Here is a 15,682-nt window from a genome sequence, read left to right as displayed (position 1 = left end):
AATGCGGTCGCTGCCGTGATTCTTGCTATCGGTCGTTGACGAGACTTTGCAGGTCGCTGCTTCGCCTACCTCTTCGCCACCCCACGATCACCGCGCCAGCCCGGATCCGTCGCAGGCCGGAGCAACAGCCTGTCCCGGTAACGGCGGTTGCCAGCGGTGGCCGCCTCCTCAACCGGTCGGGCTGGTGATCGTGTTCGTTGGCGGAGCCACGCGTTGCGCTGTCATCTTCCTGGTCCCCGAACCACTGCCATTGGCCCGGGGACAAGGCGCGCACTGCGGCTTGGTGTTCACTAGTGTGGGCTTCGAGGAATTCGGGGTTGTCGCTCGGGCCGTCATCCGGTGAGAGCCTCTGGTGGGAGTGCCGGTGAGTCTGTTTGAGGCTGGTGGTCGTGTTCGCGCCTTGTGATCGCAGTTGCTGTTGCATCGCCGTCTGCTTCACTAAGTGCGCGGTCTAAGGCGGCACGGATGCTTCTGGCAGCTTCCCGGTACCCGTCGCCGAGACCCGCAGCCCTGATCGTGTGGATCGGGCCGCTACCGTCAAACTGCTCTGCGATCCGCTGGCCCCGCCCAGCGAAGTCGGATGCCACGGCTTCCACTTTCTCGATCAGGGCTACTTGTTCCCGCACCAGGGAGAGGAGATAGCGCCGGTCACGTACGTTCTTGTCGACGATGCCGCCCGCGTATTGGTCCTCGTCCGCGACGAGCCGCGCTTCGATGGCGGCTAGTTCATCAGAGGCGCCCAATTGGTCCTCCTTCATGAAGATCTTGCCAATAGAAACCCTGTGAATCGGAGTCCCTCGTTCGAGACGGGTGCGTTGTGGAACGTCAATGCCGGGGGCTGCCCGGCGGGGGATTGGTCATGGACTCCGGCGGCTTCGGGAAGGCGGTGGCGGGGTAGTACCCGGCGACCTGCAGCATGTAGTTCGCCCACTGCGGGCCGGCGAGCATGTACCCGTCGATGGCCTTATAGAATTTGCCGTTGACGGTGATGTTCTGTCCGGGCCGCTTCTGGCCCTCCAGGGCGTCGCCGAAGAAGGAAGCCGTCGCGAGGCCGCTCGTGTAGCCCACCACCCAGGTGGCGCCGTTGGTATTGGACGTGCCCGTCTTGGCCGCGGTCGGGAACTTGTCTTGGACCTTGGGTGCGATGTACACGCCTGAGCCTATTTTCAGCACGTCCTGCAGGACCGAGTTCACGCCGCGGGCTACCTCGGGCTTTACGGCGACGCGGCAGTTGCTTGTCTCGACCGGAAGCTTTGTTCCAGCCGCGTCGATTACAGCGGCAATGGCTATGGGGGTGCAGTATTTTCCGTCGTTGGCGAAGGTGGCAAATGCATTGGCCAGGTGGAGCGGAGCCACGCCGATGGCACCGAGCAGGTTGCCGAGCTGGTGCATGTTCACCTGGGCGTTGTCCACGCCGCTGTGGAGCCCCACGGCGTCCACCATCTTCTGGATGCCGCAGAAATCCAGCTGGGCGGCCTCGGCGAAGGTCGCGGTGTTGATGGAGTTGTAGAGACCATAGTTGACGGGCATCTTGCGGTAGTAGCCTTCATTGTTGTTCTGCAGGTCATCCGCGGCGCCGAGGGCTTTCTGCGCCGTGTCGTAGGCGCCGAGGACCTTTCCACAGGTTGACTTCCAGGGGAAGTCCAGCGGATAGGTCCGCCGGGATGCATCCACCTCGGTGGTCAGGGGTTTGCCCTCGTTGAGCCATTCGGCGAACGTGAAAGGTTTCATGGTGGAGCCGGGCTGGAACCCGCCGGCGCCGTTGAGGTCGTTGCCGTTTGCGTCTTTGGAATCGACGTTGAAGTTCAGTTGCGTGTCGAATTTGCCGGGTGCCGGGAGAAAGACAGTGTTCTGCGCCATGGCCAGGATTTTGCCCGTACCGGGCTGGATGGAAACGAGCGCGGCACCCCACTTGTCCGGGTTCGCCCCGGCCGTGGCATCGACCTGGGCCTGCGCGGGACCCTGCAGCCTGCTGTCCAAGGTCGTGGTGATGGTCAGGCCGCCGCGGTACAGCTTCCTCTCGCGCTCGGCAACATCCGCGCCGTACGCCGGGTTGTTGAGGATGAGGTGGGAAACGTAGTCGCAAAAGTACGGGGCCATTTCCGCTGCGGCGCAGCCCTGCTTTGCGGGAGCGATCTTCAGCCCGACGTCGGCGGCGACCGCGGCGTCATGGTCAGACTGGGTGATTTTGCCCTGCTTGAGCATCGCTTCCAGGACCTGGTTGCGCCGCTTCACGGAGTTGTCCGGGTGGAGGGACGGATCGTAGAAGGTGGGGCTGTTGACCAGCCCCGCAAGGAGTGCGGCCTGGGGCAGGGTGAGGTCCTTGGCCGTGGTGCTGAAGAAGTGCCGCGCCGCGGCTTCGATGCCGTAGGCGTCCCGGTTAAAGAACACGATGTTGAGGTAGCCCTCGAGAATCTGGTTCTTGGTGTACTTCTTCTCGAGTTCGAGGGCGAGCTTCATCTCGCGCACCTTATCGCCGATGCTCTTCTGCCCGCTGAGGATGACCTCGTCGCCCCTGCCCGCCGACATTAGAGATTCATTGACCACGTTGGTGACGTACTGCTGGGTCAAGGTGGAGGCGCCCTGCCGGTCGCCGCTGGCCACGTTGGACGTCAGAGCCCGGAGGATTCCCTGGGGGTCGATGCCGGAGTGTTCGTAGAAGCGGCTGTCCTCGATGGCGACGATGGCGTCCTTGATGTACGGGGACATCCGGTCCAGCCCGACCTGTACACGGTTCTCCGCATAGAAGGTCGCAATCGGCTTCCCGTCCGCGCTCAGCACTTTGGTTGACTGCGACGGCGGAACAACTGCCAGATCAGAAGGGAGGCCATTGAAGAAGGTGATCGAAGTCCTGACCGCAAGGCCCGCAGCAGCGACACCCGGCACCAGCAGGCTGGCGGCCAGCACGCCGCAAACCGCGCTCACGAGCAGGAATCCCAGGGCCCTCCAGAGGGCCGCGCCCAGACCGAATCTTATTCGTTTCTTCCGCGCCATTTTCTGTCCAGCCATCACGCTCGAAAGGTGCGTTCAGAATACGCCGGAAAGCCCCTCAGCGGCCAGTGCTGTAGCTCGTCCCACGCGGAATCTGTACACACGACTTCGTCGGTGCAACACTGCGTCGATGAACATCTTCGAGTGGTGGCCTCTGGTCGATGCGGAAACACGCGGCTGGCTCATTGAGCACAACGGGGAGCCGCTGCCGCCGAATGTAATCGCCGACATCATGGCGACTACGGACGGCACGACCGATCCTGGGTGGTGGGCTGGCGAATCAGCAGACGGTCCCCAGCTTTCCGTCGAGGCTGTGGATTGGATCGAGGCTGTCGCCAACGACGAGGAACCGACAGCCGGCTGAAATCTTCCGCCGCGTCCCGCTGAGCGTTCCCGAAACGGAACGCTTCGGATCCGTTCGGTCTGCGGGCGAGGCCAGCTAAACTCGCTTGTACTAACGAGGCTGGGGGAACCGAATTGAGTACGCCTATGGTGCTGGCTCGCACGTCAACTGGTCGACTGAACAAAGTCGACTGAACAAACTGGCCGTTGCGGCCATCATTTTCGCCGTGATCGCTGCATCAGGATTCTGGGTATTCGGCGTCGCGGTTCTCGCTGTATTTGCAGTGGGGGCAGGACACGTTGCCCTCAATCAGATCCCACTGAGAGGCGAACGAGGCCGCGGGCTAGCCATTGCTGCCCTGGCCATTGGGTATGGCATAGCCACACTCGCATTGATCAATTGCGCCGCGGTGACAGTGACGTGGTCGGTATTCCGATACCTGCAGTAAGGCCGGAGATCGTCCCGGATCGACGCGGGAGCACGCCGGAACGGTCGCCTCGGAGGGGGTGTGTGACGGTCTGATCCGGGCACCGGTCACACTGTCATCTCCCGAAGGGACCGTTTACGTTCAGGGGCGGGATTTGAAGGACTCCACTTTTGCTGGATCTCTTTCAATGACCGGGCCCAGGATCTCATCGGCCTGTGCCAGCAGGGCCGGGTCAAGTTTCACGCCGGCTGCGGTGGCGGTGTCAATCAGCTGCTCCGGGCGGGAAGCACCGACGATGGCCGCCGACACATTGGGGTTTTGCAGTACCCAGGCGACGGACAGCGCTGCCAAAGACAGGCCAGCGTCCGCGGCGATCGGTTTGAGCTGCTGGACACGGGTGAGGATGTCTTCGGTCAGGTAACGGTTATCTGACTTGAGCCCGCCGTCCCCGCCTGTGAATCGGGATGCTGCCGGGGCAGCCTGACCGGGGACATATTTTCCGGTCAGGACGCCTTGGGCCATGGGTGACCAACAGATTTGTCCCAGTCCCAGCTCCTCGCAGGTGGGGACGACTTCCTTTTCGATGACCCGCCAGAGAAGGGAGTACTGGGGCTGGTTGGAGACGAGGTGAATGCCCAGTTCCCGGGCGAGGGCGGCCCCCGCACGGATTTCTTCCACGGTCCACTCGGAGACGCCGATATAAAGAGCCTTGCCCTGCCGCACTACGTCGGCGAAGGCCTGCATGGTCTCTTCCAGCGGTGTCTCGTAGTCGTAGCGGTGGGCCTGGTAGAGGTCCACGTAGTCGGTCTGCAGCCGCGTCAGGGAGCCGTTGATGGATTCATGATGTGCTTGCGGGACAGCCCGCGGTCGTTCCGGCCCTCGCCGGTGGGGAAGTAGACCTTGGTGAAAATCTCGACGCTTTCGCGCCGCACACCCCCTAGCGCTTCACCGAGCGTGTGTTCTGCGCGGGTGGCCGCATAAACGTCGGCGGTGTCGAAGGTGGTAATGCCCAGATCCAGCGCCTGACGGACACAGGCCGTGGCCGTGTCCTGGTCGATCTGCTCGCCGTGGGTGACCCAGTTCCCGTAGGCCAATTCGCTGATGTACATCCCGGATGAGCCCAGTTTGCGGTATTCCATGCTGGTTGCCTTCCATATCTAGTTGGTACGGGCGCCCGGTTTGCGGCGGCGCCATCTGTGGGACGCCGGGCCTATACCAACGGCGTGATCGTCAGGCTTTCGACTGTTGCGGAGCCACCGTGGGCGTAGATGGAGACTCCAGTGCTTGTCTCGTCCGGGAATATCAGGTCGGTGAGCACCAGCTCGCCGTGTTGGGCGAAGACCTCAACGGAGCAGTGGTCGACGTAGATCTTCAACCTGTACCGGCCGTCCCGGGCCAGAATGGGGGCGGTGTCGACGGAAGCGAATCCATCATGGAAGTCAGTGTCACCCGAGGCGGTCCGATCGAGGACGAGGCGCCCCTGGCCGGGGTTGATGCCGATTCGGGTTCCCTCCGTGCCGCTCCCGCGAACGATGAGGCCGAATTCTTCGGCAGTCCCAGGCGTGAAGTCCGCTTCGATAAGCTGAACCGGGCCCACGCTGGCTGGGATTCGGCGCGTTTCCCCAGTCAGATGGATGGGCTGGCTCTGAACTGCCGGCGCCGCATGCCGGCTGCTGGCTTCCGCGACGACGTTCTGAACTAATCTGGTGCGGCCGTCAACAGTGGCCAGGGAGAGTTCGCGGGGCAGAGCCATAGGGCTCCGCCAGGGTGAAGTCGGGATCTGGTTGGCATAGTCCCAGTTGTTCATCCAACCGATCATGATCCGCCTGCCATCGGGGGCATCGCTGAAGGAAACGGCCGCGTAGTAATCCCGTCCCCAGTCCAGCCAGTTATATTCCTGAAGGCGGTCGGGATCCTGTCCCCCGCTGGTGACCGTGGAGTCGGAGGTGAATTTGATCCCGTCGAAGTCTCCTGTGAAGTATTGCCCGGCTGAGCCGCCGTTCGGGCCGCCGGGATTTAGGTTCACCGTCAGAACCCATTTCAGCTCCAGTGGATTGCCATCCACCGGCAGGACAAACAGGTCAGGACATTCCCAGATTCCTCCAGTGGCGTTGGCGGGGCCGAAAGAGCTGAGGTATTCCCATGTTTTCAGATCCTCGGACTTGTACAGGACTACTTTGTATTCTTCGGCTTCAACGGCGGCCATCACCCAGTAGGAGCCGGCCCCGCCGTCGTAGCGGAAAACTTTTGGGTCACGGAAGTTTGCCGAGTTGCGGTTGAGAACGGGATTGCCAGCGTATTTTTTCCAAGTGAAACCGCCGTCCAGGCTGTAGGCCAGTGACTGCGCCTGGAGGCCGTTAAGCGGAGAAGCTTCCTTGTAGGCGCTGGTGTAAATGGCCACCAGCGGGGGCGTCGTTTCGGTGCCGAGCCCACTGCTGTTTTGGCTGTCGAATACGATGCTTCCGGAAAAGATTTCTTCTTGCTGGTCGCAGGGGATCGCTACAGGTTGTTCGGTCCAGTCAGTGAGGTCCTCCGACGTGGCGTGGCCCCAGGACATGTTTCCCCAGGTATTTCCAAGGGGATTGTTTTGATAGTAAAGGTGGTAAAGACCCTGATGGTGGATCAGCCCGTTGGGGTCATTGAGCCAGGTGTTTCGGGCCGTGTAGTGCAAGGCGGGCCGAAAGGCTTCCGGGTGTGTGGTGGTCACGGCAGTCATGTGTGGTGTACTCGTTTCAGGTTCGGGATGGGGCAAGGAAGCGGTTTGGCTCTTGCGGTGATCTTCAGGGTGGCTGCGGTGATGGCGCGGGAAATCGGTGGTCAGCTGACCAGGCTTGCCTGCACTTCGGCCGCCGCGGGCAGGTCTGCTCCTGGGCGGCCCACGGTGATGGCGGCTGCCATGGATGCCATGCGGGCGACCTGTTCGAGAACGGGCGGAGCAAGGCCTTCCCCTCCTCTGGTCAGTAGCCCCAGGATGAGGGCCGCCATATAGGCATCTCCGGCACCGATGGTGTCCGCGACAGCTGTTTCGACGGAGGGGACACTGATTTCCGTCTCTGCGGTGAGCAGGAAGGATCCTTCTGATCCGCGGGTGACCACGACCAGATCCGTGCCGAGCCCGAGTATTTTGCGGGCAGCCTCCTCCGGCGAATTGCGCGGATACAACCACGCGGCGTCCTCGTCGCTGAGTTTCACGACGTCCGTGAGGGGAACGAGATCTTCGAAAATGGTTCTGGCTTCGTGATGGCTGCCGAGCAGTTCTGGCCGGATGTTCGGATCATAGGTGACAGTGCTGGTCCCTGCGCAGTGCTGCAGGAGGGACTTCACACTTGCAGCTCCCGGGGCGAGGAAGCTGGCGATCGACCCGGCGTGCAGAAGCCTGGGCAGATACGTCGGGGCAACCGGTGGGAGCTCCCAGACGAGGTCGAAAGAATAGCTTGCGGTCCCGTCCTCGGTCAGCGTCGCTGTGGCGCTCGATGTGGCAACGGCGGACTGGGAGCCTGGGAGTATATGGACACCTGCGCCGCTGAGGTGGCTGCTGATGGCAAACCCCCGGCCGTCGATTCCGATTGATGTCAGGAACCCTGTCGAAACACCCAGACGGGCAAGTCCGTAGGCCACATTGGCGGGGGAGCCTCCAGGGTGCTCGGTGACGCCGGTCCCGGTGTGGACCACATCAATGAGCGCTTCGCCGACAACGACCACCTCGGGTAGGGCGGACAGTGGGGCAAGGGGGTTCGTCATGGGATTCTTTCTGGGTTTTCGGCAGCCTGCAATGAATCTGTTTGGGTCCGAGTCCGCGGTGTGGGCGGCCTCTCGGAGGGCGGATTGGGCCGTCAGTGGGCGGATTCCGGTACTTTCAGCGCCCAATGGGTTGCGCTGAGGGTGACACGTTCGCCGGCGCCCCGGAGAGTGTTCCGCCCTGCGGCGTCCCTCTTTGGCGGGCGGACGGTCTGGGTCCTCCGGGCGTCGGGCACGGCGGAGAGCAGCAACTGTGTGTACGGGTGATGAGGGGCGGCCATCAGCTCGATGCTCTCGCCACCCTCGACCAGGTCCCCCGCGCACATCACCATGGTTGTGTCCGCGATGTAGCGCGCGGATGCGAGGTCGTGGGTGATGTAGAGCATGGACACCCCCCGTTCATCGCGGAGCTTGCGCATCAGATTGAGAATCCCGATACGGACCGAGACGTCCAGCATCGAGGTGGGTTCGTCGGCCAGTATGATTTCCGGTTCCACGGCCAGGGCTCTGGCGATGGCGACGCGCTGCCGCTGTCCGCCGGACAGCTGATGGGGGTATCGGTCCAGCATCTGTTCGCCCAGGCCAACCGTTGCCATTAGTTCCCGCAGTTTGAGTTTGAGGGCCTGCGGGCTGTCCTTTTCTCCGTGAAGCTGCAGAGGACGCGTCAGGAAGTGCTCGATGCGGTGTGCCGGGTTGAGGGATCCGAAGGGGTCCTGGAAGACCATTTGGACCTTCCTTCGGTATTTCATGGACGCCCGGCGACGTTCGGTGGCAAAAATGTCATCTCCCTCAAGGATGAGCTGGCCGCCTGTGGGCTGCTCCAGACGGGCGAGGATGCGGGCGATGGTGCTCTTTCCGCTGCCGGATTCCCCCACGAGGGCCACAATCTCGCCGCGGTTGATGTCAAAGGAGACGTCGTTGACCGCACGTACGGTCGAACGGAACGGAAAACTTCCGAGCTGGTAGTCCTTGCTCAGGTTGCGTACCTGAACCAGGGGCTCGCTCGCCGTTCCTGGGTGGGATGAGGTGCTGTGTGCGGGGCTCATCGGCGTGACCTTTCGCTGGGGACGGCATATCCGGGTACGAGCAGACAGGCTGCATCGTGATTTTCGGCTCCTGGAAGGAGCGGCGGTTCGATGGTGCGGCACGCATCGGTAGCAAGCGGGCACCGGGGGTGGAAGCTGCATCCGGTGGGGGGATGGGCCATGTTCGGCGGTGCGTCCGGGATACCTATCAACTCCACTCTCGGTCCGGTCAGCGGAGGAAACGCTCCCATCAGGGCGTTCGTGTAGGGGTGGAGAGGGTTGTCCAGCATTTGCTTCGAGGGAGCCACTTCGACCAGCTTTCCTGCATACATCACAGCCATGCGGTGGGAGAGCTCGACCATGAGCGAGATGTCGTGGGTGATGAACAGAATGGAAAAGCCCAGCCGCTGCTGAAGTTCTTTGATCTGGTGCATGATTTCCTGCTGAACGACCACGTCCAGGGCAGTGGTGGGTTCATCCATGATGAGGAGGGAGGGTTTAAGTGCCAGTGCTATCGCGATCACTGCCCGCTGGCGCATTCCGCCGGAGAGCTGGTGCGGGTAGGACTTGAGCCGGTCGGGGCTGATGTCGACAAGTTTCAGAAGCTCTGCGGCGCGTTCGCGGGCGGCTTTCTTGGGCATCTTTTCGTGGGTGGTGAAGACATCAACGATCTGATCTCCGATGGTCATGACGGGGTTCAGGGAGTTCATCGCGCTTTGGAAGACCATGGAGACGTCGCGCCAGCGGGTGCGTCGTAGTTCTTCCTCGCCCAGGTCCAGGAGATTCCTTCCAGCGAGCTCGATGGAACCGCCCGTGATTTTTGCCGGGGTCTGCAGGAGACGCATGATCGCGTTTGCGATGGTCGACTTGCCGCAGCCTGATTCACCGGCGAGCCCGAACACTTCTCCGGCGCCGATGTCGAAGCTGACACCATCCACGGCGGTGACGTTTCCGCTTTCCGCCGTGTATTGAACCTGCAGGTTCTTCACACTCAGCACGGGTCCGACGGCGGCATGGCCGATGTTTCCCCGGTCCCGTTCAGTCAGGGTTTCCATCTGTCAGCCTTTCTTTTCCACGCGCAGGCGAGGGTTGGTAATTTCATCAACGGCGTAGTTGATCATGGCCAGGGCAAATGCGACGACGGCGATGGCGACACCGGAGGGCAGGAGCACCCACCAGTCGCCGGTCATGAGCGCACCGTCGTTGTTGGCCCAATAGAGGTTGGTTCCCCAGCTGACGGACCCGGTATCGCCGAGCCCCAGGAACTCAAGGCCCGCCTGGGCCCCGATGCCGTAGATGACGCAGCCCAGCAGGGTGCTCATCACGATGGAGGCCATGTTGGGCAAGATTTCCCGGAACATGATGCGCCACGCTTTCTCACCGGTCACGACGGCCGAAGCGACGAAGTCCTTGCTGCGCAGGGACAGAGCTTGGGAGCGGAGCACCCGGGCGCTACCTGCCCAGCCCGTGATGACCAGCACAATGACGACGGTGACGGGTCCCGGCGGCAGAAATGCGGCGAGAACCACCAGAAGCGGAAGCCCGGGGATGAGCAGAAATACGTTGGTCAGCAGCGAGAGTAGTTCGTCGATGGCTTTGCCGAAATACGCGGAGGCTATGCCGACGAGACAGCCGATGAAGGTCGCCGCCAGGCCTACGGTGAATCCGACCGCCAGGGAGCTTCGCGATCCCCACAGGGTGAGGGCGAGCACGTCCTGGCCTTTGGAGGTGGTTCCGAGCAGGTGGTCCGCCGATGGCGCCAGAGATGCTTCGGAGCCGAAGTCGGAGGGGTTACCCGGTGCCAGGAGAGGCGCCAGCAGTGCCAAGAGGGCAAATATCACCAGGATGGCCAGTCCGAAGAGGGCCTTCTTGTTCGTGAGGATGCCGTGGACGAATCCTCCATGAACCAGGCGCCCGGGGGCGGGAGGCTCAGGTAGTTGAACGGTGGGGTTGCCGGCCGTGGTGATCGTGGTGGGTGTTGAGTCTGTAAGTGACATGGGGACCTGTTTCTAGCTGACCCGGACCCGGGGGTCCAGTCGTACGTAAATGATGTCGACCAGGAAGTTAGCTGCCAGCACGGCTGCGGTAATGGTGAGGAAGATGCCTTGGGTCAGCGGGTAGTCCAGCGCCTGGACAGAGGTCAGAAGCTGGTAGCCAATGCCCGGGTACGCGAACACGGTTTCGGTAAGGAGAGCGCCGCCGACGACGAAGCCAAGGGACATGCCGAACGACGTCACCGAAGGCAGCATGGCGTTGCGGGCCGCGTACTGGAACATGATCCGTGCCGGGCGGAGTCCCTTGGCCCGGGCCATCGTGATGTAGTCCTCGGCGGTGGTGGCGATCATCGTGTTGCGCATCCCCAGCATCCACCCGCCGATGGAGACCAGAACGATGGTCAGGGCCGGGAGGACGAGATGCGCGGCTACGTCGCCGATGTATTCGAGGGAAAACGACGGGTTGAGGCCTGTGGAGAAGGCATGGTTCAGAGGCAGCCACCCGAGGGTTATCCCGAACAGATATAGAGCGGCCATGGCCAGCCAGAAGTAGGGAAATGATCCGACGAAAATCAGCAGCGGGGGAAAGACGGAATCCAGGAACTTTCCGCGCCGCCATGCTGCCAGAACGCCGAGGAGATTGCCCAGAATGACGGCAATAACCAGGGCGGTGCCGCCGAGCAGGAGGGTCCATCCGATTTGTGATGCGATCACTTCCGAAACGGGGGTGGGGAACCGGGAGAGCGAGATGCCCATGTCCCCGCGGAAGATGTTGCCGATGTACGCCAGATACTGCTCCCATAGCGGCCGGTCGTCCAGGCCGAAGAGCCGCCGGAGCGCATCCACCTGGTCGGGGCGCATCTGGGACTGTACCTGGGAGAACATTCGACTGACAGGGTCCCCGGGCATCAGCCTGGGGAGGAAGAAATTCAGGGTGATGCAGGCCCAGAAGGCGATGACGTAGAACCCCAGACGGCGGAGGAGGAATACCATGATTCCGCTTCTTTCTTGATGATTGTTGCGCCGCCCGGGGATCGGTCCGGGTCCGGCAGGTGGTAACGGTGCGGGGGCCGCGTGTGCGGCGGACTTGGTGGCTGTCCGGGGCCGGTTGCCCCGGACAGCCACGAGATGGCTACTGCGCCGGCTTGAGCGAGGTCAGAACCAGCACGGTGGTGGCGGAGCGGACCGAAAGGGTCGCATACGGGTTATCGCTGCTGGGCCAGCCCGTGAATCGCTGGTCGGTGTAGGCGCCCCACGCCGGGCCGGAAAACAGCGGGATCACCGGGGCCGCGTCGTTGAAGCGGGCCTCCAGGGTGCCGACGAGGGTCTTCTGTGCTGCCGGGTCTGCCGTTGCCGCCATCTTGTCCAGGGTTGCGGTCGCTTCCGCGTCGCCAAAGCGGTGGTAGTTTTCGTTCGCCTTTTGCCCTGCCGGCACAACCACCTTCTGGGACATTACGCCGCGGTAGAACTCGTACGGGGACGCGCCGGCATTACTCCAGACGATGCCGCTGTCGAAGGATCCGTCGGTGTAGGAGGAGACGACCTGGGACCAGTCAGGGGAGCTGACTTCGACCTTAACGCCGAGTTTTTCCATGTTCTTGGAGATGATCTGGCCGACGGAGAGCCAGTCCGAAGATGCCGAGCCGACAGAGAACTTGAACTGGAACGGTTTGCCGTCCTTGAGGGTGCGGATACCGTCGGCTCCCTTTTTGTAACCGGCGTCATCGAGCATCTGGTTGGCTTTGTCCACGTTCAGCTTTGTCCAGTCACATTTGTCGACGATGCTCTGGTCGCGCCAGCTATTGTAGGCGTCGCTGAGGCCGGTGCAGTCGGCCGGATGGGTGTAGCCCGCCATGCCCAGGCCGGTCACCTGATCGCGGTCCACGGCCATGCTGAGTGCTTTGCGGACGACGGAATCGTTAAAGGGAGCCTTGGTGGTGTTGAGCTGCCAGTTGATGGTGCCACCTATGGTGGGGTACCAGAAGTGGCGGTGGGCCGGATCCTTGTCGATAAAGGTTTTCTGGACGTTGGGGATGAACTGGTCGCTCCAATCCACGTCGCCATTCTGCAGGGCGAGGTTGGCACCGGAGTTGCCGGCGAAGGCCAGCATCCTGATGCCGGTCAGCTGCTGCTTTTCCGGCTGCCAGTAGTTGGGATTCTTATCGAGCTCGAATGACTGTGCCTGGAAATGGGAGACCTGCGTGTAAGGACCCGTGCCGACCGGATTGTCGTTAGTGGCTTTTGCCGGGTCCGCGATCTGGGACCAGACATGCTTAGGGGCGATGACCTGCTGGCCGACTTCGTAAAGTCCGGGCGCGTAGGGCTTGTTGAAATCGAAGCGTACAGTGTGCGCATCTACGGCTGAGACCTTGGCCAAGTAGTCGAATCCGCCTTGGATCTTTTTCTGGAGCTCAAAGGTGTACACCACGTCATCGGCCGTCAGTGGCCGTCCGTCCGACCATTTGACCCCGTCGCGGAGGGTGAACGTCACTCCCTTGCCGTCTTCGTCTGCCTTCCACGAAGCGCCGAGCCAGGGCACGGGTTCGCCCTTGACCGGGTTGACGATAAGCAGTGGCTCGAAGACCGACTGCTGCGTCATCGGCAGCGCGTTCGGGGAGAACGGGTTGAAGTTGCTGGTGAACGTTGCGGTGTCCTCCCGGGGGATGGTCAGGAGCCCGCTGGAGGCGCTTCCGCCGTTTGCCGTGCCTCCAGCTGTGTTTCCGGCGCTGCAGCCGGTGAGAGTCAGGGCGCCGATCGCAAGTGTGGCTGCAACAACGGTCAGTGATCTTTTGGGGTTGATTTTGGGCATGAGGGAGCTCGTTTCGTCAGTGAAAGGGAGATGGGGTTAGCGGGTGGTGGACGTCAGGAGGGGCAGGCGCACGGATGTACGCTCCACCAGAGGGCATTCGACAATGTGTTGGAGCGGTGTTAGATCGCGGTTCGCTGCGAGTTTGGCCAGCAGCGCGACGCCGGTTGCCCCCATTTGCCGGAATGGCAGTGCGACAGTCGTCAGGCTGGGTCGCAGGTAGCTGGCGATAACTTCCTGGTTGTCGAAGCCAACCACGGAGATATCTTCCCCAATACGAAACCCTCGTTCTTTGATGGCGTCGTATGCGCCCATGGCCATACGGTCAGTGGCGCAGAAGATGGCCGTAGGCGGCACCGCGCTGTCAAGGAGGGAGGATGCCGCACGGTAGCCCTGGTCTGCCTCGCCGTCCTCGTTGATGATCAACTTCTCATCCAGGCCCATACCGGCCTGGTCCAGAGCGCGGATGTAACCGGCCCGGCGGCCGATGGCTGCTGGAATTACGGGATCAAGGTTGATGAGCCCTATCCGGTCGTGTCCGGCCCCGATGAGCCTCATAGTGGCAGCGTAGCCGCCCTGAGCCTCGTCAGGAATGACGGAATGGAGGGTGGCCGCTTCGTCAAAGCAGTGAACCAGGACCGTCGGCACCTCGTCTGCGACAGCCGGCAGCCGGACGCCCCTATGCCAGCTTGTTGCATAGATCAGACCCTCGACACGGTGCTCGAGCATCGTTTCGATTGCCTGCCGGTCGGCGTCACTGCTGCCGTCGGTGCTGGCGATCAGAAGTGTTTTACCCTCCCGCGCGGCCTGTTCCTCGGCGCCTCGGACGATGTCGGCGGCATAAGGCGCCGTCACAATTTCCGTGATCAGCCCGTAGAGCTTGGTGTGTTTGGCTGCCAACGCTCGGGCTCCCGCGTTCGGGCGGTAGCCCAGTTCGGTCACGGCCCGGTGGACGCGGTCACGGGTTTCTTGTGGAATTCCGTTTCCCGTCCCGCCGTTTAGGACAAAGGAAACCGTCGTCCGAGAGACTCCGACATGGTTCGCGACATCCTGCATTGTCACTTTGGCCTGCCGAGGGTTCGTCTTCATTGACCGTCCGATGTCTAGTAATAAGTGCTGAACTTTGGATGAGAGTCTAGCTGGATCTACTGATGCGCGTTACTAACGCGCGTAAGTAGATGTGAGATAGAACATATCCCGCGTTGGGTTGGAGTGTCAAGCAACGTGCGGAGGGTTGTCGGCGCCCTGTCGGATCTTCTGGGTGAACGAGAGAAAATCGCAGTAGATAAGCGAATCCCGCGAGACAAGTGGCGGGCCGGATATCCGGCGCCCTTGGCTCCCGACCCGTCCGGGTCGATTGGGCTAAACTCGAATTTCAGCCGGCGGCCTAGCCTTGACGCGACTTGATATCGGCCATCAGCGGGCTCTCCCTGCGGTCGAAGGAGCTAGGGCGTGTCTCCTAAAGCGGCCAGCCAGATGCTAACTGCTCGGAGAACCGCTCTACCGCCATACGTGAGTGCGAGTTTGTCGTAGCGAGTGGCCAAGCCTCGCCATTGCTTGAAGGTATTGAAGTTCCTCGACGACGTTCCGGCCCTTGTAGTCCTCTTTGTCAAAGAGCGGAGGCCTGCCGCCGACCGAACCGCGTCGTTTCCGATGGCCGATTTGATCGGCTGGTTCCGGGATGACCGCGGCGATCCGGCGTCCTCGCAGAAGGCTCCGGATCGCTCGGGATGAATAGGCTTTGTCTCCGCGCACACGTTCCGGGCGGGTCCGCGGCCTTCCCGGACCTACCCGATTGATCTTCAGATGGTCGATCAAATGCGGGAACATGGGCGCATCTCCGCCCTGCCCCGGCGCGACCAGCAGCACCAAAGGCCGGCCCTTGCCGTCAACCAGGGCATGGATTTTCGTGCTCAATCCGCCGCGAGAACGGCCAATCGCATGATCATCCGGTTCAGCAAACAGATTCATGTAATTCGACGGGGCCCCCTGTGGCGCGGGGAAGGTTCGTGCCGTGCTCCGCGGGAACATCGCGCCAGGCGATCCCACACCGATACCGGTAAATGATGCCCTCCACGACCCTGCGATCGTCACGGATCGGACGACCACGCCGCCCCAGAGACGACGGCAGCAACGGCTGAATGCGGGCCCACTGCCCATCAGTCAAAACAGAAGTACGAGACACCCATCAAGCATCCCGGACCACCACTCCAGGATTTTGGAGACACGCCCTAGGTGAGGCTTCGTCCTGATCCGTGGAATTGGCCAATTTGGGGTGTGTACAAAGTACACACTTCGGGCGTTGGATCGGGTCGTACTGGGGTCGGATCGGGCCGGATTCCGGATGTTTCCCGGGGA

Annotated in this window: 11 protein-coding genes and 2 pseudogenes; 1 reads left to right on the top strand and 12 read right to left on the bottom strand. The window is 62.1% G+C overall.

Annotated elements, in window-relative coordinates:
- Positions 1 to 332 precede the first annotated feature (332 nt).
- Positions 333 to 743, bottom strand: a complete 411-nt coding sequence (locus tag MRBLAR12_RS12595) for a hypothetical protein (protein WP_364746449.1) — start codon at positions 741 to 743, stop codon at positions 333 to 335.
- A gap of 82 nt (positions 744 to 825) precedes the next feature.
- Positions 826 to 2,994, bottom strand: a complete 2,169-nt coding sequence (locus tag MRBLAR12_RS12590) for a transglycosylase domain-containing protein (protein ID WP_364746447.1) — start codon at positions 2,992 to 2,994, stop codon at positions 826 to 828.
- A 127-nt stretch (positions 2,995 to 3,121) separates the two neighbouring features.
- Here MRBLAR12_RS12590 and MRBLAR12_RS12585 point away from each other — a divergent pair, with 127 nt between their 5' ends.
- Positions 3,122 to 3,355: a hypothetical protein gene (locus MRBLAR12_RS12585; RefSeq protein ID WP_364746445.1), complete on the top strand. Its 234-nt coding sequence runs from the start codon at positions 3,122 to 3,124 to the stop codon at positions 3,353 to 3,355.
- 547 nt (positions 3,356 to 3,902) lie between these two features.
- On the opposite strand, the pseudogene MRBLAR12_RS12580 reads toward MRBLAR12_RS12585, so the two are convergent.
- The 10 genes and pseudogenes from MRBLAR12_RS12580 to MRBLAR12_RS12535 all read right to left on the bottom strand — a co-directional run bounded on the left by MRBLAR12_RS12580 (position 3,903) and on the right by MRBLAR12_RS12535 (position 15,509).
- A pseudogene (locus MRBLAR12_RS12580) lies at positions 3,903 to 4,870 on the bottom strand (aldo/keto reductase family protein).
- Positions 4,871 to 4,971: 101 nt separating this feature from the next.
- Positions 4,972 to 6,477, bottom strand: coding sequence for a glycoside hydrolase family 32 protein (locus MRBLAR12_RS12575; protein WP_364746443.1), 1,506 nt, complete (start codon positions 6,475 to 6,477; stop codon positions 4,972 to 4,974).
- Positions 6,478 to 6,578: 101 nt separating this feature from the next.
- On the bottom strand, positions 6,579 to 7,502 hold the full coding sequence (locus tag MRBLAR12_RS12570) for a carbohydrate kinase family protein (protein ID WP_364746441.1): 924 nt from the start codon (positions 7,500 to 7,502) through the stop codon (positions 6,579 to 6,581).
- A 92-nt stretch (positions 7,503 to 7,594) separates the two neighbouring features.
- Positions 7,595 to 8,545 carry an ATP-binding cassette domain-containing protein gene (locus tag MRBLAR12_RS12565; protein ID WP_364746439.1) on the bottom strand — a complete coding sequence of 317 codons (951 nt, stop codon included), beginning with the start codon at positions 8,543 to 8,545 and terminating at the stop codon, positions 7,595 to 7,597.
- Positions 8,542 to 9,579, bottom strand: a complete 1,038-nt coding sequence (locus MRBLAR12_RS12560) for an ABC transporter ATP-binding protein (RefSeq protein ID WP_364746437.1) — start codon at positions 9,577 to 9,579, stop codon at positions 8,542 to 8,544. Before MRBLAR12_RS12560 ends, MRBLAR12_RS12565 begins: the two co-directional genes overlap by 4 nt.
- Before the next feature lie 3 nt (positions 9,580 to 9,582).
- Positions 9,583 to 10,521, bottom strand: a complete 939-nt coding sequence (locus MRBLAR12_RS12555; protein ID WP_364746435.1) for an ABC transporter permease — start codon at positions 10,519 to 10,521, stop codon at positions 9,583 to 9,585.
- Positions 10,522 to 10,533: 12 nt separating this feature from the next.
- Entirely contained in the window at positions 10,534 to 11,511 is a 978-nt protein-coding gene (locus tag MRBLAR12_RS12550) for an ABC transporter permease (RefSeq protein WP_364746433.1), read from the bottom strand.
- Positions 11,512 to 11,650: 139 nt separating this feature from the next.
- Entirely contained in the window at positions 11,651 to 13,327 is a 1,677-nt protein-coding gene (locus MRBLAR12_RS12545; RefSeq protein ID WP_364746431.1) for an ABC transporter substrate-binding protein, read from the bottom strand.
- 36 nt (positions 13,328 to 13,363) lie between these two features.
- On the bottom strand, positions 13,364 to 14,380 hold the full coding sequence (locus tag MRBLAR12_RS12540; RefSeq protein ID WP_364746429.1) for a LacI family DNA-binding transcriptional regulator: 1,017 nt from the start codon (positions 14,378 to 14,380) through the stop codon (positions 13,364 to 13,366).
- Between the two features lie 389 nt (positions 14,381 to 14,769).
- A pseudogene (locus tag MRBLAR12_RS12535) lies at positions 14,770 to 15,509 on the bottom strand (IS5 family transposase).
- Positions 15,510 to 15,682 lie beyond the last annotated feature (173 nt).

The sequence above is a fragment of the Arthrobacter sp. LAR12-1-1.1 genome, from assembly GCF_040676555.1.
In the GTDB taxonomy this organism is placed as follows: domain Bacteria; phylum Actinomycetota; class Actinomycetes; order Actinomycetales; family Micrococcaceae; genus Arthrobacter.
Note: the sequence above shows the minus strand (reverse complement) of the source record. Positions and strands in the feature narration are given on the sequence as shown.

Excerpts from the sequence above, each read along its gene's own strand:
- MRBLAR12_RS12590 (WP_364746447.1), bottom strand. The coding sequence starts at position 2,994 with ATGGCGCGGAAGAAACGAATAAGATTCGGTCTGGGCGCGGCCCTCTGG.
- MRBLAR12_RS12585 (WP_364746445.1), top strand. The coding sequence starts at position 3,122 with ATGAACATCTTCGAGTGGTGGCCTCTGGTCGATGCGGAAACACGCGGC.
- MRBLAR12_RS12575 (WP_364746443.1), bottom strand. The coding sequence starts at position 6,477 with ATGACTGCCGTGACCACCACACACCCGGAAGCCTTTCGGCCCGCCTTG.
- MRBLAR12_RS12570 (WP_364746441.1), bottom strand. The coding sequence starts at position 7,502 with ATGACGAACCCCCTTGCCCCACTGTCCGCCCTACCCGAGGTGGTCGTT.
- MRBLAR12_RS12565 (WP_364746439.1), bottom strand. The coding sequence starts at position 8,545 with ATGAGCCCCGCACACAGCACCTCATCCCACCCAGGAACGGCGAGCGAG.
- MRBLAR12_RS12560 (WP_364746437.1), bottom strand. The coding sequence starts at position 9,579 with ATGGAAACCCTGACTGAACGGGACCGGGGAAACATCGGCCATGCCGCC.
- MRBLAR12_RS12555 (WP_364746435.1), bottom strand. The coding sequence starts at position 10,521 with ATGTCACTTACAGACTCAACACCCACCACGATCACCACGGCCGGCAAC.
- MRBLAR12_RS12550 (WP_364746433.1), bottom strand. The coding sequence starts at position 11,511 with ATGGTATTCCTCCTCCGCCGTCTGGGGTTCTACGTCATCGCCTTCTGG.
- MRBLAR12_RS12545 (WP_364746431.1), bottom strand. The coding sequence starts at position 13,327 with ATGCCCAAAATCAACCCCAAAAGATCACTGACCGTTGTTGCAGCCACA.
- MRBLAR12_RS12540 (WP_364746429.1), bottom strand. The coding sequence starts at position 14,380 with ATGCAGGATGTCGCGAACCATGTCGGAGTCTCTCGGACGACGGTTTCC.